The organism is Streptococcus sp. 27098_8_86 (assembly GCF_041432595.1).
Classification (GTDB): domain Bacteria; phylum Bacillota; class Bacilli; order Lactobacillales; family Streptococcaceae; genus Streptococcus; species Streptococcus pneumoniae_F.
Genome location: NZ_JAPVZW010000003.1, coordinates 112,165 through 136,967, shown reverse-complemented (window position 1 = coordinate 136,967; position 24,803 = coordinate 112,165). Strand labels below are relative to the sequence as shown.

Below are 24,803 nucleotides of genomic sequence, written 5' to 3'. Positions count from 1 at the left end.
TTCCTAAATTTACTTACCATTTTTTCACTTTCCAGTACCAGATTTTTATCTTTTCCAAACAACTTATAAAAAATCAGATTTATGAAAAAAAGAAAGCTTGAATTTAAGCTTTCTTTGCAATCATTTTTTCTGCTTCTTGTTCTAAAAATAGTTCCAAGATTTTCTTCGTCAAAGTAATCGCTGCTGACAATGCCAGAGAAACAATCAAATAATTAGCTACTAAGCCGTGATCCCCAACCAATGGCGGTTTTGTCAAGAATCCGTAATCACCACCTGTTACCAAATTAACCACAAAAATCAAGGCATTTAGTGCAAAAGTCATGATAAAAATTCTTTTCACATCTAGCATTCTCGAGTCGTACTGTCTCAAGAGATAAACCAGTGAATTTCCCAAGAGAGCTAAGTGCCCAAAGATAAAGGACAAAATAGCAATATGTGGGAAAGGATAGGCATCTGGCACTGGATAAACAAAGGCTGCTAATGTCCCAAATGTTCCTAGTAATGCAAAATACTGCCTATATTTAGACTGACCAGGAAGCAAAAGCACCACAAACATAGCCATACGGCAATGATAAAAAGGTAAACTTTCTGATAGCGGCATATGATTGATCCAGTACCAACCATAAAGGAGGATCAACTGAACGGCCTGCAAGATTTGGAAAAATCGTTGGCAAACCTTCTTTTCACGATAGCGATAGGCTGTAAAAAATGTTAAGGCTAAAAGTGTAAATATACTGACATACCAAAAAAGGTCAAATTTGGGTGGTTCTGTTGCTTGGGTCGTAAAGAAAATATCCCATAAATTCATCTAGTATTCCTCATGATTCAAAATTTTCCTGCATTTTATTATACCATGCTATTTAAGAAAAATGAATTTAGAAATACGATAATCATCTTCTTAGTCAAGATATTGCTCCTTCTGACCTTGATAAACCTGCCAAAGAATCTCTATTTGCTCCTTGGTAATGCGTTTTTCAGATAAGTTCGGCAGGTGGTCAATGGCAAAAAATTGAAGGTCAGCGATTTCTTGATTTTCTTGGAATTGTCCATCAAGAAACTTACATTCAAAAACAAACTTTGCATATTGTTTGCTCTGTAGTTGGAAACGATTGGTATCAAAAACAGCTAGTAGTCGTTCAACTTTGGCTTTAAAACCGGTTTCTTCTTCAATTTCCTTGAGAATATTTTCAGTTGGTGAATAACCGACCTCACCAAAGCCACCTGGCAAAGCCCAACTATCCTCTCCTTGTCCCCGAACCAGACAAATTTTTTCATCCTCAACAATCCAAGCACGGACGTCCATTAAAGGAGTCGCATAAGCGGAAGTTGGTCTCAAGATTTCTGCCACTTCTTCTGCATCCAGCTCTGATACTTGATTCAACATTTCAGATAACAGACTTCGCAAGTCCTCGTAGCGCTCACGGTCAAAAGGATCTTTTGTAAAGGTTAAGCCAGTATCTGTAAGGGCAATCATTCTTTGCAGATACTTAACACAATCACTTGGCTTCATTTTCTAAACTTTCTACCAACTTGGCCAAATTCATAGAGTTAGAGCCTTTGAGCAGGATTTGATCATGGACTCCAAGGCTTTCTTTGACCTGCTTGACTAGGTCTTCAAATTGGTCTTGGTCTTCTGTTTTCTTGAAGTAGTAAACGTGGCCAATTGGGAACATTTGACTGGCCAATTGGGCTAATTCAGCAATGTCTTCTCCATAGAAAATAAGGGTATCAAGCACATCTGGAGAAAGGCTCAAAATCATCTGGTTATGGAGTTGAATAGACTGGTCACCGAGTTCCTTCATATCCGCCAAAACTGCAATTTTCTTGCCACCTTCATTGGCTGGAATGGCAGAGAAAGTCTCTAAAATCAACTTCATAGCAGTTGGATTGGCATTGTAAACATCTGATAGGATATCTGCTCCATTGGCCGCTTTCTTCCACTCGGTACGGTTACGCGTCAATTCAAGATTTTGGAAAGCCTTATGAATTTGCTCCTCTGAAACCCCTTCTTGTAGGGCAACATAAGATGCAATCATGGCATTGGTGGCATTGTACTTACCAGTCACTGGCAAATCAAGGTCTTGCTCCAAGAAATTAGCCTTAAAGGTCAGACTATCCTTACGTTCTACCAGGTCGGTAATTTCCAACTCTGCTCCTGAGCCAAAACGAACTACCTTTTTATCAGCTGGCAAGTAGTCCTCTACAATCGGATCTGCTGGTACCAAGAGCAAGGAATTCGAAGACATCCCGTCTGCAATTTGCATTTTTCCTTTAGCAATCTCAGAACGGTCTTTGAAAAAGGCCAAATGGGCTTCTCCAACCAAGGTCACGATGGCTGTTTTTGGACGAGCCAATTCTGACAAGAGATGAATATCTCCCAAGTGATCCTGTCCCATCTCCAAGACCAACTTTTCTGTTCCTTCTGGCATGTGGAGAACTGTGTAAGGAAGACCAATCTCGTTATTGTAGTTGCCTTGTGTTTTGTATGTTTTATAGGTTGTTGATAACAAGTGCGCTAACATATCTTTGGTCGTTGTCTTGCCATTTGAACCTGTAACAGCAAAGACATCAATAGCCGTTTTTTCAAGATAGTAGGTTGCTAGTTGCTGAAAGGCAGTCAGAACATCATCTACTAAAATGTAGGGATGATTGGCAACCTCTTTCTCAGACAGGGTTACAGCAGCGCCATTTTCAAAAGCTCTTTCGATAAAGTCATGACCGTCACGCGCACCTTTGAGGGGCACAAACAAGTCCCCTGTAGCAATCAAACGACTATCAAACTCGGCCTTCTCTAATTGAGTGTCCTCAAAGATGCTGATATCATTTTTAGCTCCTACAACTTGAGCCACTTCATGAATTGTTAATTTCATTTCTACTCCTTTAAAAAGGGTCGAAGTCCGAGAACTCTGATCACCTTGCAGTGATGGTTCTGGCTCCTACCCTCTCTTTCATTTTTTATAGCAAATGAGCTTCGTGCTTGTCAAAACTTTCCTTGGCAAGGTCAACCAAACGCTCGATTAGTTCTGGGTAGCTGATTCCCATATTGTCCCAAAGTAGTGGGTACATAGACCACTGGGTGAAACCTGGCATGGTATTAAGCTCGTTTAGGAAAACCTCTCCCTTATCTGTATAGAAGAAATCGCAACGAGAGAGACCGAGGCCACCAATGGCACGGAAGGCCGTTTCTGCATTTTGACGCATGACAGCTACCACATCATTACTGATTTTAGCTGGGATATCCATGGTAATCTTGTTGTCAATATACTTGGCATCGTAGTCATAAAAGGCAACATCCTTGACTACTTCTCCTGGTAGCGTACTCTTGACATCGTAGTTGCCCAAGAGACCAACCTCGATTTCACGAGCATTCACCCCTTGTTCAACCAAGACACGGCTATCATATTGGAAGGCAAGTTTCAAAGCTTGACGGAGTTCCTCTTGATTTTCAGACTTAGAAATACCGACACTTGAACCCATGTTTGATGGTTTTGTGAAAACTGGATAAGTCAATTTTTCTTCAACTTCGGCAATTTTAGCAGTCACATCATCACCTTCGACAATGGCAACATAAGGAACTTGGGCAATCCCGACAGATTCTAACACACGCTTAGTGGTGATTTTATCCATGGCAAGACTGGATGACAAGATGTTGCAACCAACATAAGGCATTTTCAAAATTTCCAAGAATCCTTGAACTGAGCCATCTTCTCCCATCGGACCGTGAAGGACTGGAAATACCACTGCACCTTCTTCGTAGATGGCACTTGGTGCAACTTTCTTATCCCAATCAATGGTCGCATTGGTCATGAGACGATCCTCTTGACCTGGAGTTTGGCTAAATTCTTGCGTTTTAATAAAGTCACCTGACTGGCTGATGAAAAAAGTCTTGACTGTAAAACGATCGTAGTTGACCGCACGCATGACACTTTCAGCTGAAAGAACAGAGACTTCACGCTCTGCACTACGCCCACCGTATAAAAGAATAATCGTTTGTTTCATATTACTTGTTCCAATTCTAATAGAATACTCGTTCTTTAGTATATCATATTTGCTTCTTTTTTGAAACTTGTATCTAAAAAAGCCCTCATTTGAGAGCTGAAATTTTACCTATCCACCACTTGAGCTTCAAAGCGTGCTGGTTTGTCGTCTACATTGGTGATGGTGATAGTATAGGGAGTTTCTTCCGTCACACCAAAAAAAGCAGACCAAAGCTATCGAATACAATAAAATGTTCTTAAGAACTCTGTCATGCCAACCTTCCTTTATAAAACTATTACCTCATCGTTCCATTTGTTATTCTGTTCTCCATATATCTTTAACGCTCACTTCTCCCCAATTATCTGGGCTAAAACGACTAGAGTAGGTAGTGGTCCAATCTTTAAGGACTTTATTACGGAGTACATTATCTGCTTCCTTGCGAATCTCATCAACAGTCTTTCCATGCTCCTCTAGAAAGGCTTCTACTTGAGACTGATGATAATATCTCACGCTTTTCTCATCGTGATACCAAATAAATCGTTCTAATTGCTGATTGTTTACATCGTACAGGTACTCTATATTTATAGTTGTCTCTGTATCTGGCAGTCTCAAACGCATTTCTAGTTCAACTTCTGTCATTCCCTGAAAATTAAAATAAAAATTATAACCTAGAGAATAAATAGTGTTTGGTAAATTTACACTTTTATAATCAATAGAATGTTTATATAAATCTTGAGATCCATTATCGATAATTTTTAAACCTTTTAACTTATAAAAAGCTCGACCTTTCCAGAGAAATGTATAATTGTGATAATCACTTTCTTCGTAGTATATTTCATCAAAAATATTATGAACTCTCTGATATTTATAATACTGAAAACCAGAGAAAGATAATAATAGAACCATTAACAATGAAAAAATTACAAATTTTTTCTTCCTCATCTAATCACCTCATCTCTGTCAATTCTTGATTACCTGTTTCAATATTTCGAATGAAATTATAAGTACTTGGGTAATTTTTTTGTAGCTTATCTACGGTATCTTTTTCTAGTAAAATTCCTCAACACAACCAGTTGTTCATACAGGATTGTATTGAGCAAGAAGCTTCTTTCTCTGGGAAACTATCCATACAAAGTCTGATACATCTTTTCCATGAAATCCTCAAGCTCTTTTTGAATAATTTTTAATAGGCGATCTTCTTCGGATTGAGAGATGTTCACTCTCTCATTTATATTTTTTTCATTTATTTGAAAATAGGTGCTAGAAATTATATCAAAGTTCTTATCCAATTCATATAGTGCACTAGTTATTTTACCATCTATCTCTATTTCAAAATAAGCAGTAACCCCATTCCGTCCAGGATGCGATATTTTGAAATCGATATCTCCTTTTATCTCTATGGAGTCAATTCCTCCATCCAATCGAATAGCTCCATCTGGAGGAACGACATAGCCTGGTTTACGAATGTCAGACGCATATTTTCCTGATGCCATTAAATGTTGTAAGACGACTATATTGTCCCTCTCTTCAAAGGAGGTTTTTAATTGCATATGTTCTTGGTGGTTTTGATACTGAAAATAAAGATTCAAGCCAGTAGCTAAAGCAATTACAGAACCAATCACGATTAGTATTTTTTTAAGTCCCGACATTTTTTTCATCCCCTCTGTCTAAATAATCATAGACGTCATGTTTCCAACCCTCTTCCTTTTCATTAGGTTTTCCAATAAAGATATTGAGGTCAAAGCCATATTTAATAAAGTTGCCTCCTATCGTATTATTTTCAATAAGAGTTTCAACCATCAGTTTACCGTTAGCTTTATCCCCATTTCCCATCACAGTTCACAGTATATAATTCTTCAACACGCCCAGTTGTTCATACGGCATTGTGTTGAGCAAGAAGCCACTTTCTCTGGTAAACTATCCATACAAAGTCTGATACATCTTTTGCATGAAATCCTCAAGCTCTTTTTGAACAATTTTTAATAGTCGCTCTTCTTCGGCTTGAGAGATGTCCACACTCTCTTTTATTTTTTGATTACTAATATTAGAATAGTAACTACGTTTTATGGTTAACTGATTATCTAAAATATAGTAAACATCTATTTTTTCCTCTTTTGCTGTTGTTTCAAATAAAACAGTGACTTCATTCCTTCCAGGATTTGATATTTTCAAATCAATGTCTCCTTTTATCCCTATGGAGTCAATTCCTCCATCCAAGCGAATAGCTCCATCGGGAGGAACGACATAACCCGCTTTACGGATGTCAGACGCATATTTTTCTGACGCCATTAAATCTTGTAATACGGCTATATTGTCTCTCTCTTCAAAGGAGGTTTTTAATTGCATATGTTCTTGGTGGTTTTGATACTGAAAATAAAGATTCAAGCCAGTAGCTAGGGCAATTACAGATCCAATCACGATTAGTATTTTTTTAAGTCCCGACATTTTTTTCACCCCCTCTGTCTAAATAATCATAGAAGTCATGTTTCCAACCCTCTTCCTTGTCATTAGGTTTTCCAATAAAAATATTGAGGTCAAAGCCATATTTAATAAAGTTGCCTCCTATCGTATTATTTTCAATAAGAGTTTCAACCATCAGTTTACCGTTAGCTTTATCCCCATTTCCCATCACAGTATAGAATTCCTCAACACGATTTGTCTGGTTTGTTTGTATACTATGATTGTAATCTGCTTGAACCTTAAACACATCTTTTGTTCCTACATCTTTAGAAATCATTCTTTCGTAAGAAGTAATAGCATCTAAATCTGAATTAAAATCTGCATCATCATATCTACCTGAATCAATGTCTCCTTTGAAGGAACTTTCAAACTTTTCAGTATTTACAGAGAGCTCTCCAATCCGAGTTGAATTTCCAATTGTGCTAATAATATGGGCGCTTAATCCCTTCCAACCATCTAGCTTCGATAAGTCTCTATCGCCCAAAGATAACTCAGTAAAACTAGCAATTTGAACAGCTTCATGAGCTAAATCTTTACTATGATTAGATTCATACTGTTTTCTAATTTTATCTTTAAAGAGTATGCGTTCTTCCTCTGAAATACCATAATCTGCCAAAATAATATCTAAATCATTTGTATTTTTGGCATCAACAACACCCGCAAGACCTCTCCAAGTTGCCCTTACCCCATAAACTGGAGATGCAACTAGTCTATTGTACTCATAGATAACTTTTTCATTAGTCCATCCTTCTTGTTTTGCCTTCTTCAAAATTCCCTGCTGGAGTTTATAAAGTACATTTGCCGTAGATTCATCTAGATTGTATGATGATACTAAATCATCTACAATTTTTTTCTTATCTTTTTCAGCCTGAGTAATTGAGATATCCTTATCAAGCTTATGTGACTCAATCTTCACATCCTTCATTTTCTGTACCCAGCTCATGTCCACACCGTTCGCATAGTAGTTGCCATCGCCATCGACAATGATTTTACTCAGTTGCGTGGCTCCTTTGATAGCTAAGCCAAGGACTTCTAGGCTATCGTTGAAATACTGGGATACCTGTGAGACAAAAAATTCTAGTTTTTCAATCTTATTATCCAAATCCTGAATACCCGACTCGATTTGAAACTTGGTATTGTAGAGGATGGTCTTCTCAGAGAAGGCTTTCCCCCAATTGAGACTAAAGAGGTCTGTGATTTGATTTAGCCAGTTCTCCCTCACTTGAATCTGAGCTTCTACGATAGCTAACTGCTCTTCTCTCAGCTTTTTCAATTCCTTAAGCTGGTCTAGGTCCAAATCACCATATCCAGAGACCTGAGCATCCGCATCTTTGTAGGAGGTCAACTCTAGTTGGATATCATCTATCGCTGCTTGGAGCTTTTTGATGCTGGGGATGATAATCTCTGTAAAGAGACCTTTACCAGCTGTGTAGGCTGCTCCTGTCAACTCACCTGAGTCTAAAGAGGAAATCAGGTGATCACAGCCACTAGATAAGCGGTCGGTGACTTCATTTGCGACTCGGAGGTTGTTCGTCATGGCCTGAATCAATTCTTGGGATTCTTGTGCGCTGGTTTGTCGTCTACATTGGTGGTGGTGATTGTGTAGGACTTGTTATTGATTACATAAAAAACTTTTTCCCCTTGGTTGTTGACAACAATTCCATTCTTTACCAAATGAATACCTTTTTGATTGTTTGGAAGCTCTCTATCGTCATACCTTTCTGGAGCTCTATCTATTCTGCAAAATTTCGTTCTCTTTCCTTTTTCTACGCTGACCCGACCACCTGATACACTGCAACAATACTATCATACGAAGAATCAAATAGACCAAACGAAGGATTTTCATCTTTCCAAGAGTCGATAAGAAGTTTTTCCTTGCATTCCCCACTTCTTGAGCTAACTGTTCAACTGTTTTACCTGTTTCTTCTTTAATAGCAACTGCATTCTTTGAAATAAAATAATAATTTTGTTCTAAACTGCTGATATAAGCTTTGGAAATTGGTTCGTCTAAGAAAAAATATACTCTATCAGCATACTCATCTTCAGACAGAGTATAGTATACTTCAGCTTCACTCTCCCATTTTTTAGGAAAACTAGTTATTCTAATATTTCCATAGTCTAAATGCATAATTCCAACTAAAACGTCATTAGTCCATTCTTCCGCATAGTGGTATAATTTCATTTTCTTATCTACCATTGGCCAAACCATAACATACCGACTATGCATGAATTCCTTAGTTAATGCAGATTTACTTGCCAAACTGGTCGCACCAATCTCATATACTGACCAAATAAGAACTATGAGCATTAAGACAGCTTGAGTTGGTTTGTTTTTATAATAGTTTTTCATTTTATTTAACATTTTACTCTCCAACTGCGGGATTGGGTTTATCTAAATCTTTTTTGAAATAAGGAAAAATCCTCTTGTAATGCATCATTATTCCCAGCATTTGAGTAAGAAACTTGCTCATCTTCTGGAAACCACATTTTACCAGCTAGTTCCAAATAACCATAAGGTACTCTTTTTGTATAATCGCCTTTTAAATATAATTTCATTCATCCTCGTCATCATAAACTGGCTCGCCATGGATTTTGATGTATTCTTCATTCCTGCGGTCGTCTTCTTCCCAAACCGGGTCTCTCACATCGTCCAAAAAGGGAATTTCTTCCAAACTCAGCTCATTAGCTTCTTCATAACTCATCGAAAGGATATCCTCATGTCGATTTTTAAATTCCTCCACACTTAACCAGCTCTCTTTATCATCTTCGCTAATCTGACCATCAATAGCAGTCGCAATTTCAATGGCCATAATATAGAAAGCACGTTTATCAACAGTGAGAAGGTCAAGATGCTTAGAAGCAATTCTTAAACATTCACCTTTCTCACGAAAATCCGACATCATAGCATCTTCATAGTCTAGCTGTATATATTCTGACTTATGGGATAAAAAATCATATTTTATCCCTTCCTTAATCTGAACACTTTTCCATCTATCATCATGAGTTTTCTTGTCTAATTCTAAGTGAATAGAAAGTTTATCGATTGGTAAATCTAGATACCCAGCATACGATAAATCTGGCTCTATTCCATCTTTTTCCTCAAACCACATCCTTTTCGCTAGTTCCATGTAATCAAATGGAATTTCTTTGGTGTAATCGCCTTTGATATATAATCTCACTCGTCGTCCTCGTCGTCCAACTCTACCTCTCCATGGATTCGGATATATTCCTCGCGCTTCCTATCCAATTCTTCCCAGAGAGGCTCGTCTATGGCTTTCAAAACCTTTATCTCTTCTAAACTAATATCGACTGCTTCGTCGTAGGTCATATTCAGTAGGTCTTTATGTTTCGTTTTGAATTTTTCAACACTCAGCCATGTTTCTTTGTCGTCTTCGCTGATTTGACCGTCAATGGCAGCTGCTACCTCAATCGCCATAATATACATCGCACGCTTGTCAATCGTTAAAATATCTAGATGAGTGGAAATAATTCGCAAATAATCACCTTTCTCACGCCCATCGCTTTCATAGGAATCTTCAAAATCCAATATTAGATACTCGTATTTAAATGAATTCCACGGATTATCTCCTATTTTAAAATCAGTCACACCCCAACGCTCATCATTCGAAGAAAATTTATCCAAACTAACGCTAAAATAGAAATCATCATCACGCGCGTAAGAAAAACCAACTTCCACACCCTTGCGTTCTTTGAACCACATTTTCCAAGGAAATTCCATACAGGCTTGGTATATACTAGTTTCGTAGTTACCTTTAAGATATAATTTCATATTTCTTCCTACTTTCAGTAATTATTTTTGTATGTTTTCCAAATTCTATCAAATATCTCTTCTTTGACACTTTTTGATAGGTTTCTCAATTGAGGATGATTGTTTACAAAATTCAGGATAGAATTTTTACCAGTAATTCCATTTATATCTAAGTGAGCATCAACATTGTAGCCTGACTTCCCACTTCCAGATTGAACCTGAAAAACTCCATCACCATTAGAACCACTAGTTGGCTCCCAATCTACACGAAGCTTCACTTTTCTATTTCCTACTCGGGCTTCAATTTGTTTACCACCCCTGCCAGAAATGGTCTTACTCGTAGGTTTATTAGCCTTCCAACTGTCGTAGTTGCTAGAATAATTAACCTGAATTTCGCCATTTTGTAAGGCTGTCTTTGTGATAGCTGATAAGCTAGTTACTGCTCCACTAGCTATCAGTACATTTCCATATTGTACTCCTGATACGGACACTGCCGTACCAGCTACGATACTTGTCCCTGCTGTTGGTGGACCAGCCATGATACTCAAGACTTCAAGGGCACCACTCGCAAAGTTAACTCCCAATCCAGAGAATATTTGAGCTACTCCACTCCAAAACTCAGCTGAATTTGCTTCAAAGTTTTGTGCTTTTAGTTCATCAAACTTTTTGTTAACCAAATGAGTATAGTCAGCATCGTATTTCCCATTTTTTGAAACGACATAACCTTGTTCAAATGGATAAATTTCAATGATGTTCCCTGTTTCATCAATCTTAAGAGTGTGATTGTAGTCATCAATTATTTTATCCCATTCGGACTTGTCGTGACCTTTTAAGCGCTTCTCTAATTCGGCACGATAGTAGGCATCTCCATCGTCCGATAGCATCATATCCCTAGAAGCTTTATTGATTGCTCGAGTTTCAGAGTCTTGAAAATCTCTTTTAGCATGCGAAACAATCTTCACATCCTTCATTTTCTGTACCCAATTCATGTCCAGACCGTCCGCATAGTAGTTTCCATCGCTATCGACAATGACTTTACTTAGTTGCGTAGCTCCTTTGATGGCTAAGCTAAGGACTTCTAGACTATCACTGAAATACTGGGATACCTGTGAGACAAAAAATTCTAGTTTTTCAATCTTATCATCCAAATCCTGAATACCCGACTCGATTTGAAACTTGGTATTGTAGAGGATGGTCTTTTCAGAGAAGGCTTTCCCCCAATTGAGACTAAAGAGGTCTGTGATTTGATTTAGCCAGTTCTCCCTCACTTGAATCTGAGCTTCTACGATAGCTAACTGCTCTTCTCTCAGCTTTTTCAATTCCTTAAGCTGGTCTAGGTCCAAATCACCATATCCAGAGACCTGAGCATCCGCATGTTTGTAGGAGGTCAACTCTAGTTGGATATCATCTATCGCTGCTTGGAGCTTTTTGATGCTGGGGATGATAATCTCTATAAAGAGACCTTTACCAGCTGTGTAGGCTGCTCCTGTCAACTCACCTGAGTCTAAAGAGGAAATCAGGTGATCACATCCACTAGATAAGCGGTCTGTGACTTCATTTGCGACTCGGAGGTTGTTCGTCATGGCCTGAATCAATTCTTGGGATTCTTGTGCGCTGTATTTTACTCCCATGGTAGCCGATTCCTTTCCGCTATCAGTTCTTCTCTGGCTTCATCGAAAGAGCGACAAGCCTTTTTAGTTTGTTTTTCCAACGTATCCAGTTCCTCCTCTACATAAGAGTTGACCTGTCGCTGAATGGTTCTATTATCACTTTCGATTTGCTCTATTAGCTGACGAGAACTGGGTGAGAGAGACAATAGATTTATCATGCGATGGTGAATGCTCTGAATATCCGAGTAAAAGTTTGTCAACTGCTGTTCATATTGCTTTTTAGTTGCTCGGAGTCTGTCTTCCTTATCTTCTATCTTAACAATCTTACGCCAAATTTCTGTGCGCTTTTCTTCATTTCTATCTGCCATGCCTTAGTGACTCCATCTCTTAGCTTGCTCTATATCACGTTTTTCAATCCTATGAGCAATTTCTGGAAACTTATTTGCTTGGGTCAAAACAGCTGAACTAAAATCACTGACCGCCTGAAGCATTTGATTGCAGGTCTGACGTTCCGCTTCCATTCCAGTGATTCCAGATGTATATGAAAATTCCACCTGCTGATTTTGCTTGTCGCTCGTTTCATACCCGACCAACTCATTAATAGCCGCCTCTGCTGCTATCGTGCTAGATTTTATCTTTCCACCCATACTTCAAACTCCCCTTATTAAGTATATATTGACCATATCATAACATAAAAATAGTACGATTTCAAAATAAATTATAACGAACTAAAGGGCAATCTTATCCTTAAAAAAACTTGATCCTTCAGTAAAATATATTGATAGAGATGCTACTAGGAATTTTGAAAATCCGTTTTCTGATACCTTATATTTTGTGTTTACTGGGAAGTATTCTTATTATCAAGATTTGTCCTTCTCTCATTATAAAACGAAAAAGACAAACCCTAGAAAAATTCCTAGGGCTTGTCTTATACGTCAAAATGAGCTAAATTTTTACTGACTTTTACAACTCTGTCCGATTTTCAATAGCTCGTAAGAGGGTTACTTCGTCCGCATACTCGATATCTGCTCCCACAGCGAGGCCTCGTGCTAGGCGCGTAACCTTGATCCCAGCTGGCTTGAGCAAACGTGAAAGATACATCGAAGTCGCTTCCCCATCTGCTGTGGCATTGGTTGCTACGATTACCTCTGAAACTTCACTATCCATAAGACGAGTCATAAGGCTCTTGAGATTGATATCGTCTGGACTGATACCATTCATAGGAGAAATAAGGCCATGCAGGACATGATAGAGTCCATGGTATTCTTGGATATTTTCCATGGCCGCCACATCACGACTATCTTCGAGAACTAAAATCGTTGTCTGGTCACGAGTCGGATCGGTACAGATAGAACAAGGATCGTCGTCTGTCAAACGTCCACAAATAGAACAGTAGGTCAATTCTCTCTTAGCAGAAAGGAGATTTTTTGCAAATTCATTGACGTCATCATCCGGCATTCCAATAGTATAAAAGGCTAGACGGGTTGCTGTCTTAATCCCAATACCAGGAAGTTTGGAATAACTGTCAATCAACTTAGCAATAGGTGTTGGATAAAGCATGGCTTCCTTTCTAGTTCATTGGATGGTGTTGGTTATATAAATTGATAATGTCGCGAGCAATTGCTGGCCCAACATTTTTGGTTAAATTGGTATTATGAGGAAAGACTACTGCAACTGCAATTTGAGGATTTTCTGTTGGAGCATAGGCCACGGCATTGGTATTATTAGCTTCTTGACCACCAGCTACATAGCTTTCACCTGTACCGGTCTTACCACTGATAGAAACAGTGGCGCCATCTGAAAACGCCCGTCCTGTCGTAAGGGGACTAGTTCCATGCGATACTTGGTAAAATCCTTGGTGCAAGATACTCATATCGGAGTCGGATATATTGACCTTATTCATCTCTGTCGGTTGCAGTTGCTGAATCAAGTCACCCAGTCCTCCCTTATCATTATTACCATAAATGCCTTCAACAATACGAGGAGCCACACGAACACCATCATTTGCAATAGTTGCTACATACTGAGCCAACTGCATGGGCGTATAGTTATCAAACTGCCCAAAGGCATTGGTGATGTAATTAGCAAAGCTATACTCTTTGGGAACAAATCCAGTAGATTCATCTGGTAGGTCAATTCCGGTCGCAGCCCCCAAGCCATATTCGCCAAAGGTCGCACGAAGTTTTCCCATAGCTGTTTCCAAATTGCTGGTTCCAACAAACATATTTGGTTGATAGGTCTGGCCCATGATTCCAAGAGCGGTTTGAACCATGTAAGCATTGGATGAATACTCCAAGGCTTCCACAGCTGTAATAGGAAAAGATCCATATGCCAATTTATACCAAGAATAAATTGGAGCTGAACCTTGGAAAACAATAGGCTGATCTGTTAAGGTTTGGTTTCCTGATAAAACACCATTTTCCCAACCTGAGCTGATGGTAGCGGCCTTAACAACCGAACCTGGGATAAAGACATTGGTTACCGTTCCCAAGGAATCAGGAGTCAACTCTCCCGTTTTCAGGTCATGTTTGAGTCCTGACATAGACAAAACAGCACCTGTTTTGGGGTTAAGGGCGACTGCATACACACCCTCAGAATACTTGGCTCCACCATTTCCTAGCTCGGAATTGAAATAACTTTTCAGCAAAGCATCCACGCTATCTTGGAAGGCCAAATCAATGGTCAGTTTGATATTGTTTCCCTTACTACCTTCCTCAATTGTGTCCACGCTTTCCATATTGCCATATTTATCCAGATGGATTTCTTTTACCGAGCGTTTTCCTTGTAAGGTCTCTTCATATTGCTTTTCCAAATAGGAGGTTCCAACACGGTCATTTAGAGAATAGCCCTTTTTAAGATAGGCTTCTGCTTCTTCCGCTGGGAGACCGGCTTTTTCACTGGATACACTCCCTACTATAGAAGAAAGGGAAGTTTCCAAAATCTTTCGATCCCAAGAAGTAGAAATACTAATGCCAGGCATCTCCTTTGAAATAGAGGCAATAACAGCCACCTGAGAATCATTTAGAGGATCTGTCGCAATGGTTCCTGTCGCAAAGTTTCCAACAGCATTTAACTGACTAAAAAGATAGATTTCTTTCTTTTCATCCTCTGTATAGTTTAGTTGACTTGTTGGGACACTATCGACCGCATTGTTATAGAGTTCTGATTCGGATAGGCGATTGCCATCTGAATCCAAGCGTTTCTCACTTGGGAGAGCTTCCACTGTTTTTTTATAGATTTCAGGATCAGCCAAATAGTAATCAGCCAGCTGGCGTTCTGTCAAATTTGGCGAACTGATGCTCACATAAGTCAGTAACTTTTTAGCTATTTCTTTTAAGTCTGTAGCCGTCATTTTATTACTACGCGTAAAGGAAACAACCTGCTTTAACGTATTTTCTACCAAAGGTTTTCCACTAGCATCATAAATTTCCCCACGAGCAGAACTGGTTGTGACCTTGGTCTGACTAGCTGAGGCTAGCTTTTTTTCGTAAAAATCCTTGTTCAAAACCTGCATATACAACAAACGACCAATAATGGTCATAAAGAGCAAAATGACGATTGAAAACAATAAATTAAGCCGAATCGGAATCGAATGGCTGTTAAATTTTCTCATACAAATCAGTCTCATTTCTAACTTAAAATCTTACTCTTAATTGTACCACAATTTGAGCAGAAAATTATGGAAAAGTAAGAAGCTTTTTTCGTTTTTACAGTAAGATACGTTTTTATTTATTCATCCCTATATTATATGTTATAATGAATGTAAAAGTTCAATAATCTAGTCTTTTTCCAACACGACTCATTTAAAGGAGCCTTCCCTATGGACAAACCAGATATCGCAACTGTCATTGATTCACATTTTGAAGAAATGACAGACCTAGAGCAAGAAATCGCTCGCTATTTTTTACAAGCAGAAACCATTCAAGATGACCTTTCCTCCCAACAGGTCACTCAAAAATTACATATCTCTCAGGCTGCACTAACTCGCTTTGCTAAAAAGTGTGGCTTTACTGGCTACCGAGAATTTATTTTCCAATACCAACATGAGGCAGAAAATCAAGCCAACCAAGTCTTCAAGCACAGTCCACTGACCAAACGAGTCCTCAGAAGCTATAGCAATATGCGGGAACAAACACAAGACTTGATTGACGAAGTCCAACTAGAACGAATTGCCCAATTAATCGAAGATGCTGAGCGTGTCTACTTCTTCGGAACAGGGAGTTCTGGCCTTGTCGCTCGTGAAATGAAATTACGCTTCATGCGTCTAGGTGTGGTCTGCGAGGCTTTGACCGATCAAGATGGTTTTGCTTGGACAACCAGTATTATGGATGAGAATTGTCTCGTACTCGGTTTCTCACTTTCTGGCTCAACTCCTTCTATTTTAGATAGTCTATTAGACGCGAAAGAGATGGGGGCACAGACTGTACTTTTTTCAAGTGTTCCCAATAAAGATAGTCAGGCCTATACAGAGACTGTTCTTGTAGCCACACACAGCCAGTCATCCTACATCCAACGTATATCCGCTCAACTCCCTATGCTCTTCTTTATCGATTTGATTTATGCCTACTTTTTGGAAATCAATCGTGAAAGCAAGGAGAAAATTTTTAACAGCTATTGGGAAAATAAAAAACTCAATGGCTATCGTAGACAAAAACGTGTAAGAAAATCCTAGTTTGGTCTAGCCAAACTAGGATTGTTTTGTCTTAATACTCTTCGAAAATCAAATTCAAACCACGTCAGCTTCGCCTTGTCGTACTCAAGTACTGCCTACGGCTAACTTCCTAGTTTGCTCTTTGATTTTCATTGATTATAAAATGATAATAAGCACCCAACATACCTCTTCTAAACTATGAATTAGTCGTATCTTGACTTAGTCTTAAATAATTTCATATAATCACTTTTTGAAGGGAGTAAATAAGCAAGTCTGACAGTATCCTCCACAATTGTATATAATACGATGTAATCCTTACTCAAGGTCAATCCTCGCGTTTGATAGTGAGGATCTAATTTCTTACCAAATTTTTCATCGGCATCAAATCCAGCTTGGGGGAAAATTTCTAGACGATTAATATCTTTTCTAATATTGGCTACTTTTCGTCTCGCAGCCTCTACAGAACCAATTTCCTCCGCTATATACTGATATATTTTATCCAGACTATCAATCACTCTAGGAGAATACAAAATCCTATATTTTTTATAATCCATAGCGTGTCACGATATCCTCATCTGTCAAGTAATTTCCAGCCTCAATCTTAGCATAACTTTCTTGAACTTCTGCTTGTAATTGCCTAAATAAATACTCCTTCTCCAATTCCTCTTCACTCAGTAAATCTACTTCATTTGTTACGGCAACATTCTTTAAAAATAATCTTAGTGCTGATGAAAGAGAGAGATTTTTTTCTTTTAACACTTCCATGGCATCATTTACTAATTCTCTATTAGCTTGGAAGGTCACAACTTTACTCGAATTTGCTATAGCCATTTTATATAATTCCTTTATATATTTTATTTATTATCTCACAATTATAAAGAAAGTCAAGAGGCTTTGATTAGAAAATCCTAGTTTGGTTAAACCAAACTAGGATTGTTTTATTTTAAAGTGATAATAAGCTCCCAACATACCTGCTGTATTTTGGTGATGGGCAAATTCTAATCTCGTCTTATCAGCCAGACTTGGTACCAAGGCCTCTTTCAAAGCTGTGCGGATTTTCGGTTTGAGGATTGCCTCTTGCCCCATGATACCACCGCCGAGAATGACCACTTCTGGATTGGCCACATAGCAAATATTTGCCAGACCTTTCCCAAGGTAATCTACCATACGGTCAATACCAGCCATACAAATCTTGTTGCCTTCAGTAGCTTCCTTAAAAATCCGACGACCATTCCACTGATCAACTGGATCTCCATGACCTGCTGCTACATACTCCACCAAGGCTGTTGTAGAAGCCAAATCTTGGAACGCTCCATCCTGCATATGCATATAACCAACTTCACAGGCCGAATTGCTAAATCCATGGAAGACTTTCCCATCCATAATCAAACAACCACCGATACCTGTTCCAATAGTCAAGCAAAGGGTCACACTCGCTCCCTTGCCTGAACCAGATACCGCTTCAGCCAGACCTGCACAGTTGACGTCATTTTCAATCTCACAAGGAACGTTAAAGCTAGTCTCGATTTCCTTTTTGAACTGGGTGCCTGCATAATTTGGAATCTGAGGTCCAGCATAGAAAATCTCACCCTTGTCAGGATCCACCATTCCTGCAGAAGAAATAGCAACACCTGCTACTGGGCCTTGTTCTAAATAGCTGGCTACGATATCTTTGGTCTTTTGTAAGATATGAGGTCCACCCTTATGCGCCTCTGTTGGCATTTCATGCGATTCAACAAGTTGGCCTTCTTGGTCGATCAAACCATATTTGATGTTGGTTCCACCGATATCAATTGCAACGTAGTGTGTCATAAATACCTCCTTATGAATTAGAGGAAGCGCTCCTTGGTTTCACGAATCAAGGCTGCAGCTGCTTCTACAACTGGACGATCGTCTTCAGTCACTGGTGTCAATGGTGAACGAACAGAACCAATATTCAAACCTTCATTGATCTTCAAGACTTCCTTAATCACACCATACATATTTCCATGTGCAGAAGTGAGTTTACCAATGATAGCGTTGATAGCGTATTGTAATTCACGCGCTGTTTCTAAGTCTTTATCAGCAATCAATTGGTTGAGTTTCAAGAAGAGTTCTGGCATCGCACCATATGTACCACCGATACCAGCTTTAGCTCCCATGAGACGACCACCTAAGAACTGTTCATCTGGACCGTTGAAGACGATATGGTCTTCGCCACCAAGGCTCACAAAGGTTTGGATATCTTGAACTGGCATAGAAGAGTTCTTAACACCGATAACACGTGGATTCTTCAACATTTCAGTGTAGAGACTTGGCGTCAAAGCAACACCAGCTAATTGAGGAATGTTATAAATCACGTAGTCTGTGTTTGGTGCTGCAGCACTAATGTCATTCCAGTATTTAGCAACTGAGTATTCTGGCAAGCGGAAATAAATCGGCGGAATCGTTGCAATAGCATCTACTCCTAAGCTTTCTGCGTGGCGAGCAAGTTCCATACTGTCTTTGGTATTATTGCAAGCAACATGGGCAATAATAGTCAACTTACCTTTAGCAACTGCCATGACTTCTTCCAAGATTAACTTACGGTCTTCAACACTTTGGTAGATACATTCACCAGAAGAACCATTGACATAAAGACCTTGAACACCTTTATCAATGAAGTATTGAACCAAGGCATGCGTACGCTCTGGACTTACTTCTCCTTGATCATCATAACATGCGTAGAAGGCTGGAATGACACCTTCGTATTTTTTTAAATCTGACATAGATTTTCTCCTAAGATTTCTTTTTTCTGCTAGAAGCAGGATTTATTCTTTACGTGTTTAGTATACACCTTGTAAAAAACGCTTTCAACATCTGGTGTACACTTAGATTTTAGTTTCGATATGTATTTTGAACCGTTTAAAGCTTGAAAGTAGTTTCAGAAACAAGCCATCCTATTGATATTTTGCAAAAATTTTCTCCATCAATCCAGTCTGGATAAAGACCAATAGTCCAAACCCAAAAAGCAGGAAGGCTGAGCCACCTAACAGTAAACTGAAAGCTGACAGATAAAGAACCATCACAATGAGGATAAGAATGGCTAACATGAGGAAGAACCAAGGAAAGTTAAAACTTGCCAAGATCAGCCCTTTTTGTAACACTTCTTTCCAAGTTAAATCATAGCGCGCAGCGATCGGATAGCTAGCCAGCATCACGATAGTGAGGAAGATAAGAATGCCTAGACAAATAGCTTTCACCATTTGGAAAGGCATAGCTGTCTGCCCCCAAAAGAGATAGAGGTCTAGAAGACTCAACAAAACAATGCCTAACTCAAGCAAACCTAACTGAAGACCTAGTTTCAGATTTTGCTTGAAAGCTCTTAGATAGATTTTAAAGACAGGCACTCGTCTGCTCTTCTTAATCTCAAACATGGTCTCGTAGAGGCTGATTTTAGCCACTCCAATCGTCACGATGGGCAAACAAGAAACGACAAAAAGAAGATTGGCTGTGACGATATCCAAAACCTTTTCACTAAAACGCATGAGAAAGTTATCTGTATCAAATGCTGCCTTAATAAGGCTTACTCCTTTTTGTGCCATATTTGCTCCTCCTGATTTTTTAATCAATCAAAATTTTAAAGAGATATTTACGAACCTTCTCTTCCATACCTGCATAGCCATTCGGCTGGTGTGGTTCTCCTGGGAAGAAAATTGCAAAATTGTGATAACCCAACAAGAGTGGGTATTTTTCATGACAATGGACAAAACCAATGTCACTCGCTTCGTCGAATGCTACTGCTTCATCTTTGATACGTGATCCGTAGCTCGAATATTCATGTCCTTCAACCAGCAAATGCAAATCTGCATAGTTTTTATGATGCTCAAATTGATCATTTTTAGCTTGATTGAGGACATTTTCCTGAACAACTAGAAAGACCTTGTCCCCGTCAATCTCATACTTACCTAATTCAAATGAATCTTTACGATGCTGGTAGAGATAGTCGATAGCCTTGTCTAGATTGGGATGAATCCCTTTGTAAAAGGTGATGTTTTTCAAATCGTCAAAAATCATACTGTTTCCTTCGTTTCTGATAGTTAACTAAAATCATTCTTAAGTTGATAAGTGTCTAACAAAACTTCATAAAGTAACTGCATACCCTCCATTTTGTAGACACTTATAACTCTATATTTCCATAGTATGCCAAGACTACTTCCGCCATCTTGACACACCAGTTTACTTTTCTTAACCTTTAACAGCTCCCATAGTAATACCTTGAGTGAAGGATTTTTGGAAGACTAAGAAGACTGTTACGATTGGAACTGCTGCAAGAGCGGCACCCGCCATAATCAAACCATAGTTGGTTGCCATTTCAGCCTGCATAGTCGCAACACCGAGTGAGATAGTCAAGTTGTTACGTGAAGTCAACATAACCAACTGCATGAAGTAGTCGTTCCAAGTGTTGATGAAGGTAAAGATTGCAAGGGCTGCAAATCCTGGTTTCACAATTGGGAAGGCTACGCTCCAGAAAGTACGAATCTCACCACAACCATCGATTTTAGCTGATTCAAGCAACTCTGTTGGGATATTTTCACTAAATTGTTTCATGAGGAAGACCCCGAATGGCCATCCAATCAAAGGCAGGATAACTGCCCAAAGAGTATCATGGATTCCCATGAAGTTGACGATACGTACCAATGGTACAAGGACAACTTGTTTTGGAAGTGCCATGGCTGCAATGAAGATTGCAAATAGAATACGTTGCCCATAGAAACGTTTTTTAGCCAATACATAACCTGCTAAAGAAGAGGTCGCACAAACTAAGAACATGGTTACCAATGAGATAAACACAGAGTTCCACATCCACTGCATAGCAGGGTTTTGCACCATGAGTTGTTGGAAGTTCTCCATGGTTGGCATTTTAGGGAACCATTGTGGCGGAATCATAATAGTATCAGGCTGTGATTTGAAGGCACCTGTCAAAATCCAGTAGAAAGGAAAGATGAACAGCACGGTCAACAAGAGCAAGATAATAGTTGAAATAACAGTGAAAGCTGTTAAAGGTTTCTTTTGTGTAGATTGCATAGCTGTCTCCTTTCTTTAGTATTCTACGTCGTTTCCAAGTACTTTAAATTGAACAAAGCTTACGATAGCAATCATGACTGCCAAGAAGACACCGATGGTATTTGCATAGCCGTATTCTGTCAATTGGAAGGCCTTTTCGTAAAGGTAGTACATCAGTGTACTTGTTGAGTAGTTTGGACCACCTGAAGTCAAAAGCTGAATCAAGGCGAAACACTGGAATGAGTTGATTGTTGTAATGATTGCGATATAAAGTGTTGTTGGAAGGAGGCTAGGCCATTTAATCTTCCAGAACACTTGCAATTCAGTCGCACCATCAACACGCGCTGCTTCTACCAATGAATTGTCAATATTTCCCATGGCAGCGATATAAAGGATAATCGGCTGACCAACAGATGTAGTCAAAAGGATAATCATAATCGCCATCAAAGCCCAGTTTTTATCTCCCAACCAAGAAATGTTTTGGCTGATGATGTGGCTTGACTTAAGGACAAAGTTTAGAATCCCTGATAGTGGGTCATAGATCCATTTCCAAACAACTGTTACGGCAACACTACCTGTTACAACAGGAAGGAAGAAGACGAAACGGTAGAAGGATCTGGCAATGGCATTTTGATGATAGGTCTGAGATGCTACAAATAGTGAGAATAGAACAACAACCGGTACAGATCCAATAACCAGAATCACGGTATTGATTAAAGACTTCATAAAGACAGGGTCTTTAAACATGCGAATGTAGTTGTCCAAGCCTACAAACTCAAATTTAGTCATTGAGTAGTTAAAGAAACTTGTAATGAATCCCATAATCATAGGAGCCAAGACAAAGATGACAAAGAAGAATAATACTGGTGCTAGGAAAGCGTAGGAAATCACTGTTTCCCGCATACGAATTTTATTGACTTTCACAGTCGGCACCTCTCTTTCAAATAGAATAATTTTTTGACTTTCTTGAACTGTTTTAAAATCAAAATGAAATTTTTTAAGATTCGCTTATGTAAGAACTTCATTTTAATTTCGTGACAGTTCCTTACATTTCAAACAAAATCCTCCCTTTTCTTACATAGGCTATGCACGGGGAAAAGGGAGGAGTCAATCTGATTTAGTGCTTATTGTTTTGTAGCTTTTTTAATTGTTTCGTTAGCTTTTTCAGTGAAGGCTTTCAAAGCATCCGCTGGTTTTTCGTCACCATTTGATACAGATTGCAACATTGGGAACCAAAGTGTTCTCATTTCAGCAAAACCATTGATAGTGTTGTAGTATGGTGAGTAGTATTTAGTCCAACCACTGATTGTTTCCATACGTTTGTCTTCATAAAGTTTGCCAAATGAAGTACGAACTGGGAAGGCACCTGTACGAACAACGTCTTTTGGACCCCATTCTTTATCATCCGCGATGAATTGAACGAATTTCTTAGATGCTGCAACTTTCTTGTCGTCTTTATTGTTGAATACTGCAAATCCGTTTACAAGGTATTCAAGAGCTGGTTTACCTGAATCTGATGGGAATGGTACTTCTACCACTTCTACTTTACTTGCTTCCAAGAGTTTAGCTTGGATACCGTTTTGAGCTGGTGCCCAAAGGATTGTGTAAGATGTTTGACCGTTGGCAAAGTTTTGGATATCTGCTCCACCGTCAAATTGTGAACCATTGTTCAACAAACCGTCTTTAATCCAGCTAGCTGCTTTTTCAAGACCTTTGACGAATTTCGGATCATCAGTTGTATATTTTGTTACATCTTTATCTGTTACAGAAGCTCCATAAAGGTTTGCAATGAAGGCACGTGTTCCTTGGTCTCCCCCTTGACCAGAACTGAACAATGAACCTGGTGTATACCCTTTATCTTTAAGCGCTTTCAAAACTTTTTCAAAATCATCAGTTGTCCAACCTTCTTTTACAAGGTTTGCAACTCCAGCTTCTTCCAACATTTTCTTGTTCATAGCCATGTAGAATGGTGCTGAACTGATTGGATACATGTAAGCTTTGTCTCCAGCTTTACTTGCTTGTACGATATTTTCGTTGTTAACATCTTTGACGAATTCATCTGTGAAGAGGTCGTTCAACTCAGCCAATTTACCATTTTTACCGTATTGGATGATACGTCCTGGTGCGTCAAAAAGTACGTCTGGAGCTGTTCCTGCTTCGATAGCTGTTGTGATTTTTTCAGGACCTGACTTGAAGTCAATAGTTTCCAATTTCACTTTTACATCTGGATTTGCTTTTTCAAACGCTTCGATGATTGATTTTTCATATGTTCCAACACCGTCACCAGTTTTTTCTTGAGTGAAGACTGGGAATGCCCACCAAGTGATTTCTGTTTTTCCGCTATCGCTACCTGATTTCCCAGCATCTTTACTTCCGCCAGAATTACCACATGCAGCAAGGCCAAGAACCGCAGCACCCGCAAGTACTGTACAAGCTAGTTTTCTAAATTTCATTTGTATTCTCCTAATTGATAAGCGTATCCATATTGGATAATGAGTAAGATTGAACTTGTATACGTTTTCATTTTATCCGACGCATCCACCACTCTCCTCTTTTTTGAGATTGTGTTATTTAAGACCAGCAACGAAGCGTTCTGTAATCTCTTTTGGTCTAGTAATAGCGCCACCAACAACGATGCCTCGCACTCCATATCCAAGGATTTGTTTGGCTTGTTCTGGTGTATGAATTTTCCCTTCTGCAATGACATCTACACCGGCATCACAGAGTTTTTTAATTAATTCAAAATCGGGACCATCCACTTTTGGACTGTAAGATGTGTATCCTGATAAAGTTGTTCCGACAAAGTCAATTCCTGCTTCAACAGCTGCCAATCCTTCTTCGAAAGTACTTGTATCAGCCATCAAGAGCTGGTTAGGATATTTCTCCTTAACCTGACGAATGAAGTCTTGAATCTCTAAACCATCATAGCGTTCACGCTTGGTACAATCCAGAGCAATTACCTCTATATCAAGTTCTGCCAATTCATCAACTTCTTTCATCGTAGCAGTGATGAAAGGCTCTTGCGGTGGATAATCTCGTTTAATTATCCCAATGATTGGAAGTTTTGTGACCTCCTTGATTTCCTTGATATCACGAACACTGTTTGCTCGGATACCGACTGCTCCACCTTGCTCAGCCGCTTTGACCAGCAAGGGAATGACTCCTCCCGCTTCTGTATAGAGCGGTTCGTGAGGAAGGGCCTGACAAGAAACGATGATTCCATCTTTGATTTGTGCAATCAAGGCTTCTTTAGTAATCTGTGGCATCCTCTTTCCTCCTTTTCTTTGTTCTTATGGGTTCATTATATATT

At 39.1% G+C, this 24,803-nt stretch carries 29 protein-coding genes; 1 reads left to right on the top strand and 28 read right to left on the bottom strand.

Features of this window, described 5'->3' with window-relative positions; all coding sequences use genetic code 11:
* Positions 1-103: 103 nt before the first annotated feature.
* The 18 genes from O3616_RS04380 to pbp2b all read right to left on the bottom strand — a co-directional run bounded on the left by O3616_RS04380 (position 104) and on the right by pbp2b (position 15,445).
* Entirely contained in the window at positions 104-808 is a 705-nt protein-coding gene (locus O3616_RS04380; protein WP_371638197.1) for a TIGR02206 family membrane protein, read from the bottom strand.
* Positions 809-898: 90 nt separating this feature from the next.
* The gene (locus tag O3616_RS04375; protein WP_371638195.1) at positions 899-1,510 is read right to left on the bottom strand and encodes an NUDIX hydrolase N-terminal domain-containing protein; all 612 of its coding nucleotides are present in this window, start codon (positions 1,508-1,510) and stop codon (positions 899-901) included.
* A complete protein-coding gene (murF, locus tag O3616_RS04370) occupies positions 1,497-2,870 on the bottom strand; it encodes a UDP-N-acetylmuramoyl-tripeptide--D-alanyl-D-alanine ligase (RefSeq protein WP_371638194.1) in 1,374 nt (457 codons plus the stop codon). Before murF ends, O3616_RS04375 begins: the two co-directional genes overlap by 14 nt.
* An 85-nt stretch (positions 2,871-2,955) precedes the next feature.
* Complete coding sequence (locus O3616_RS04365) at positions 2,956-3,999, bottom strand: D-alanine--D-alanine ligase (RefSeq protein WP_371638193.1); 1,044 nt, start codon at positions 3,997-3,999, stop codon at positions 2,956-2,958.
* Between the two features lie 294 nt (positions 4,000-4,293).
* The gene (locus O3616_RS04360) at positions 4,294-4,920 is read right to left on the bottom strand and encodes a TipC family immunity protein (protein ID WP_371638192.1); all 627 of its coding nucleotides are present in this window, start codon (positions 4,918-4,920) and stop codon (positions 4,294-4,296) included.
* 179 nt (positions 4,921-5,099) lie between these two features.
* The gene (locus O3616_RS04355; RefSeq protein ID WP_261020876.1) at positions 5,100-5,627 is read right to left on the bottom strand and encodes a thiol-disulfide isomerase; all 528 of its coding nucleotides are present in this window, start codon (positions 5,625-5,627) and stop codon (positions 5,100-5,102) included.
* On the bottom strand, positions 5,614-5,811 hold the full coding sequence (locus tag O3616_RS04350; protein ID WP_070478079.1) for a hypothetical protein: 198 nt from the start codon (positions 5,809-5,811) through the stop codon (positions 5,614-5,616). The genes O3616_RS04355 and O3616_RS04350 overlap by 14 nt, the downstream gene beginning before the upstream one ends.
* An 84-nt stretch (positions 5,812-5,895) precedes the next feature.
* Complete coding sequence (locus tag O3616_RS04345; RefSeq protein ID WP_371638191.1) at positions 5,896-6,423, bottom strand: thiol-disulfide isomerase; 528 nt, start codon at positions 6,421-6,423, stop codon at positions 5,896-5,898.
* Positions 6,410-7,975, bottom strand: a complete 1,566-nt coding sequence (locus tag O3616_RS04340; protein ID WP_371638189.1) for an ATP-binding protein — start codon at positions 7,973-7,975, stop codon at positions 6,410-6,412. The genes O3616_RS04345 and O3616_RS04340 overlap by 14 nt, the downstream gene beginning before the upstream one ends.
* A 192-nt stretch (positions 7,976-8,167) precedes the next feature.
* A complete protein-coding gene (locus O3616_RS04335) occupies positions 8,168-8,800 on the bottom strand; it encodes a hypothetical protein (RefSeq protein ID WP_371638188.1) in 633 nt (210 codons plus the stop codon).
* Positions 8,801-8,826: 26 nt separating this feature from the next.
* Entirely contained in the window at positions 8,827-8,994 is a 168-nt protein-coding gene (locus O3616_RS04330; protein ID WP_371638187.1) for a hypothetical protein, read from the bottom strand.
* The gene (locus tag O3616_RS04325) at positions 8,991-9,617 is read right to left on the bottom strand and encodes a hypothetical protein (RefSeq protein WP_371638186.1); all 627 of its coding nucleotides are present in this window, start codon (positions 9,615-9,617) and stop codon (positions 8,991-8,993) included. The genes O3616_RS04330 and O3616_RS04325 overlap by 4 nt, the downstream gene beginning before the upstream one ends.
* Positions 9,614-10,228: a hypothetical protein gene (locus O3616_RS04320; protein ID WP_371638184.1), complete on the bottom strand. Its 615-nt coding sequence runs from the start codon at positions 10,226-10,228 to the stop codon at positions 9,614-9,616. Before O3616_RS04320 ends, O3616_RS04325 begins: the two co-directional genes overlap by 4 nt.
* A gap of 14 nt (positions 10,229-10,242) precedes the next feature.
* A complete protein-coding gene (locus tag O3616_RS04315; protein ID WP_371638183.1) occupies positions 10,243-11,838 on the bottom strand; it encodes a virulence protein in 1,596 nt (531 codons plus the stop codon).
* Positions 11,829-12,185, bottom strand: coding sequence for a hypothetical protein (locus tag O3616_RS04310; RefSeq protein ID WP_042750678.1), 357 nt, complete (start codon positions 12,183-12,185; stop codon positions 11,829-11,831). The genes O3616_RS04315 and O3616_RS04310 overlap by 10 nt, the downstream gene beginning before the upstream one ends.
* A 3-nt stretch (positions 12,186-12,188) precedes the next feature.
* Positions 12,189-12,464 (bottom strand): TIGR04197 family type VII secretion effector, encoded by a 276-nt coding sequence (locus tag O3616_RS04305; protein ID WP_371638182.1) that lies wholly within the window; start codon positions 12,462-12,464, stop codon positions 12,189-12,191.
* A 316-nt stretch (positions 12,465-12,780) separates the two neighbouring features.
* The gene (gene recR, locus O3616_RS04300; protein WP_125409633.1) at positions 12,781-13,377 is read right to left on the bottom strand and encodes a recombination mediator RecR; all 597 of its coding nucleotides are present in this window, start codon (positions 13,375-13,377) and stop codon (positions 12,781-12,783) included.
* 10 nt (positions 13,378-13,387) lie between these two features.
* On the bottom strand, positions 13,388-15,445 hold the full coding sequence (pbp2b, locus tag O3616_RS04295) for a penicillin-binding protein 2B (RefSeq protein ID WP_012972469.1): 2,058 nt from the start codon (positions 15,443-15,445) through the stop codon (positions 13,388-13,390).
* A 192-nt stretch (positions 15,446-15,637) separates the two neighbouring features.
* Here pbp2b and O3616_RS04290 point away from each other — a divergent pair, with 192 nt between their 5' ends.
* On the top strand, positions 15,638-16,489 hold the full coding sequence (locus tag O3616_RS04290) for a MurR/RpiR family transcriptional regulator (RefSeq protein ID WP_033681498.1): 852 nt from the start codon (positions 15,638-15,640) through the stop codon (positions 16,487-16,489).
* Positions 16,490-16,671: 182 nt separating this feature from the next.
* Here the strand turns inward: O3616_RS04290 and O3616_RS04285 are convergent, their stop codons facing one another.
* From O3616_RS04285 to O3616_RS04240, 10 genes are all read right to left on the bottom strand, one after another.
* Positions 16,672-17,022 (bottom strand): type II toxin-antitoxin system RelE/ParE family toxin, encoded by a 351-nt coding sequence (locus O3616_RS04285; RefSeq protein WP_033676577.1) that lies wholly within the window; start codon positions 17,020-17,022, stop codon positions 16,672-16,674.
* Positions 17,012-17,299 carry a hypothetical protein gene (locus tag O3616_RS04280; protein ID WP_201058849.1) on the bottom strand — a complete coding sequence of 96 codons (288 nt, stop codon included), beginning with the start codon at positions 17,297-17,299 and terminating at the stop codon, positions 17,012-17,014. Before O3616_RS04280 ends, O3616_RS04285 begins: the two co-directional genes overlap by 11 nt.
* A 96-nt stretch (positions 17,300-17,395) precedes the next feature.
* Positions 17,396-18,280, bottom strand: a complete 885-nt coding sequence (locus O3616_RS04275) for an ROK family protein (protein ID WP_371638181.1) — start codon at positions 18,278-18,280, stop codon at positions 17,396-17,398.
* 17 nt (positions 18,281-18,297) lie between these two features.
* The gene (locus O3616_RS04270; protein ID WP_371638180.1) at positions 18,298-19,215 is read right to left on the bottom strand and encodes a dihydrodipicolinate synthase family protein; all 918 of its coding nucleotides are present in this window, start codon (positions 19,213-19,215) and stop codon (positions 18,298-18,300) included.
* Between the two features lie 171 nt (positions 19,216-19,386).
* Entirely contained in the window at positions 19,387-20,031 is a 645-nt protein-coding gene (locus tag O3616_RS04265; RefSeq protein ID WP_261116991.1) for a YesL family protein, read from the bottom strand.
* A 19-nt stretch (positions 20,032-20,050) separates the two neighbouring features.
* On the bottom strand, positions 20,051-20,503 hold the full coding sequence (locus O3616_RS04260) for a YhcH/YjgK/YiaL family protein (protein WP_268724161.1): 453 nt from the start codon (positions 20,501-20,503) through the stop codon (positions 20,051-20,053).
* Between the two features lie 171 nt (positions 20,504-20,674).
* On the bottom strand, positions 20,675-21,514 hold the full coding sequence (locus O3616_RS04255) for a carbohydrate ABC transporter permease (protein ID WP_001192119.1): 840 nt from the start codon (positions 21,512-21,514) through the stop codon (positions 20,675-20,677).
* Positions 21,515-21,529: 15 nt separating this feature from the next.
* The gene (locus tag O3616_RS04250) at positions 21,530-22,396 is read right to left on the bottom strand and encodes a carbohydrate ABC transporter permease (RefSeq protein WP_161683542.1); all 867 of its coding nucleotides are present in this window, start codon (positions 22,394-22,396) and stop codon (positions 21,530-21,532) included.
* A gap of 221 nt (positions 22,397-22,617) precedes the next feature.
* Positions 22,618-23,946, bottom strand: coding sequence for an ABC transporter substrate-binding protein (locus O3616_RS04245; RefSeq protein ID WP_049492184.1), 1,329 nt, complete (start codon positions 23,944-23,946; stop codon positions 22,618-22,620).
* Between the two features lie 114 nt (positions 23,947-24,060).
* On the bottom strand, positions 24,061-24,759 hold the full coding sequence (locus O3616_RS04240; RefSeq protein ID WP_049487328.1) for an N-acetylmannosamine-6-phosphate 2-epimerase: 699 nt from the start codon (positions 24,757-24,759) through the stop codon (positions 24,061-24,063).
* Between the last annotated feature and the right edge of the window lie 44 nt (positions 24,760-24,803).